Here is a 2,550-nt window from a genome sequence, read left to right as displayed (position 1 = left end):
GACTCCCGGCCCGACGGGCCGGAGACGGGCTTGGACCGCTTCGATCGTTGCGACAACGGGCGGTTTGACCGCACGCTCCCCGGACTGTTCGACCATCTCTTCGGGACGTTCGACCACCTCTCCGAGACGTTCGACCACCGATTCGCCGGAATCGTCGCCCGCGGGCAGTCGGCGTTCGATCGGGGGACGAGATGAGCGTCGTCGAAGGAGTCGACGCGGAGTCGGCGTCGGAGCCGAACGCCAGCGAGTCGAACGTCCCGTCGTCGACGGAGGTGCTCGTCGTCGGGCCGGCGGGATCCCGGACGGAGGGGACGGGCGGCATCGGTCGGTACATCGCGGAGCAGCGGCGGCACCTGAAAGGCCGGGTCTCCTTGGATGTCGTCGACACCGCCGTGCGGACGCCGGAGCGACCGGTCGAGTACCTCCGGACGGCGGCGGTCCTCCTGTCGGTGTGGGTCGGCTTCCTCGCCCGCCGTCGTCCCGACATCGTTCACGTCCACACCTCGCACTCGTTTTCGTTCTACATCTCCGCGCCGTACGTGCTCGTCGCCGGGCTGCTGTGGAACCGACCCGTGATACTCCACGTCCACGGCTCGTCGTTCGACACCTTCCTCGAAGACGCGTCGCCGCTGGCGGCTCGTTTCCAGCAGACGGTGTTCGGGGCCTGTACCGCGGTCGTCGCCCTGTCGGACCACTGGCGCGACGTCCTCGCGACGCGCGTTCCGCCGGAGCGGATCGTCGTCGTTCCGAACGCCGTCGACCCGGACGAGTACGACCCCGATCCCGCCGCCGACCCGCCGCACCTCGTGTTCGTCTCGAACCACATCGAGCGGAAGGGGATAGTCGAGGTGACGGAAGCCGTCGACGAACTTCAGGACTCGGGGCTCCGGTTCCGGGCGACGATCGCCGGTAGCGGACCGCTCTCGGGCCACGCCGAGGCGGTCGCCGAGGCGCACGACGCCGTCGACTACGTCGGGTTCGTCTCCGAGGAGCGGAAGCGAGGTCTCCTCGGCGAGGGGAGCGTCTACGTCCTCCCGACGAGCGCGGAGGGACTCCCGATCGCCGTCCTGGAAGCGATGGCCGGAGCGAACGCGATCGTCTCGACCGACGTGGGGGGGATCCCCTCGATCGTCGACGAGTCGAACGGCGCGCTCGTCGCTCCCGGGGACGTCCGGGGCCTGACCGACGCCCTAGAGGAACTGCTCTCGGACCCGGAGCGGACCGAACGGATGGGTCGGGCCAGCCGACGCCGCATCGAGGAGTCCTACGCGTGGCCCGACGTCGTCGACGAACTCCTCTCGCTGTACGCGCGCGCCCTGAGCGACGCAGAGGGCGCGAACGACGACAGCGCTGCGAACGACGACGGCAGTGCGGACCCCGACGGCGCGGGTGTCGGCGTCGAGACCTGAACGACGCGGGTGTCGGCGTCGAGACCTGAACGGCGACGGCCCTCCGCGAGGCGACGGGCCGCCGGAGACGTCAAGAAAGCCGTTCCTGTCGGGGGTATGAGCCGCATAATAATCAGTACGGGTCGTGTCGGAGGCGCGTATGTCGACCACCCTTCCGACGGTTCCATCCGGCGGGTACGCGACGAGCGGGGGACTTCGTCGGTCCCCCCGAACGTGCCGGAGGGTGTCCCCGAGCGGCGGGAGCTCAGAGTCGGTGCCAAGGCCTTCGTCACGGATCGAGACCGCGTACTGCTCGTCAAGGAGCGCCGCGAGGACGGCTCGACGTTCTGGACGCTCCCGGGCGGCGGCGTCGAGTCCGGGGAGTCCTTCGCCGAGTGTCTCCGCCGCGAGCTCGACGAGGAGATCCGGTGTCGCGCGACCGTCGGGGAGCGTGTCGGCCGCTGCGTCTACCGCCACACGAGTCGACCCGCGACGACGGTGTACTCGGTGTTCGACGCGACCCTCGGATCGGAGCCGGAACCCAATCCGACTGAACGCGTCCTCGACCACGCCTGGCTGGAGCCGGCGGACCTCCTGCCGACGACGCTCGACCCCGTCGAACGCTTCATCCACCAGTCGGTGGCGGGGACGGACGGGGACCGATAAGCGTCCACACCGACTCACAAATGACAGAAACCCGGGAAAACGGACTGAGCCAAGACGCACTGTTTAGCCTCCTCAGCAATCCGCGACGGCGGTTCATCCTTCGGTATCTGAACAGGACCGACGAGAGCATCCAACTACAGGACCTCGCCGCGGAGGTCGCGGCGTGGGAGAACGAGACGGACCGAGAGGCGCTGACCAGCAAACAGCGGAAGCGGCTGTACGTCTCCCTGTATCAGACGCACATCCCGAAGCTCGAAGAGGCCGGTATCGTCGAGTACGACGGCGACACCGGTCAGATACGGCTCACCGACAGAGGCGGCGATCTCAACCGGTACCTCGACGTGGACGCTCCCGACGCCGACGGGACGCGCCGCTGGGGACGCTACTACCTCCTCCTCGCGCTCGTCGTAGCGCTGGCGTACGGGGCGCTCGCGGTCGGCGGGGGGCCACTGGATCGGACCGGTGTGGTCGTGATCGGCGTCGGGTGGGTCCTCCT

The 2,550-nt window shown here is 68.9% G+C and carries 4 protein-coding genes; all 4 read left to right on the top strand.

From position 1 onward, the window contains the following. Nucleotides 1-195, top strand: a 195-nt coding sequence (locus BN903_RS12905) for a hypothetical protein (RefSeq protein WP_048078107.1), incomplete at its 5' end; no start/stop codon positions are given. Then, entirely contained in the window at nucleotides 192-1,409 is a 1,218-nt protein-coding gene (locus BN903_RS12900) for a glycosyltransferase family 4 protein (RefSeq protein ID WP_048078106.1), read from the top strand. The genes BN903_RS12905 and BN903_RS12900, both read left to right, overlap by 4 nt. A gap of 213 nt (nucleotides 1,410-1,622) precedes the next feature. Then, nucleotides 1,623-2,054 (top strand): NUDIX hydrolase, encoded by a 432-nt coding sequence (locus BN903_RS12895; protein ID WP_048078105.1) that lies wholly within the window; start codon nucleotides 1,623-1,625, stop codon nucleotides 2,052-2,054. Between the two features lie 20 nt (nucleotides 2,055-2,074). Continuing rightward, a partial coding sequence (locus BN903_RS17610; RefSeq protein WP_052334969.1) for a hypothetical protein occupies nucleotides 2,075-2,550 on the top strand: 476 nt, incomplete at its 3' end.

This window comes from Halorubrum sp. AJ67, assembly GCF_000513435.1.
The sequence above is the reverse complement of the archived record's forward strand: the minus strand, read 5'-3'. Positions and strand labels throughout refer to the sequence as shown.

Coding starts and splice junctions, on each gene's coding strand:
- BN903_RS12900 (WP_048078106.1), top strand. CDS start 192: ATGAGCGTCGTCGAAGGAGTCGACGCGGAGTCGGCGTCGGAGCCGAAC.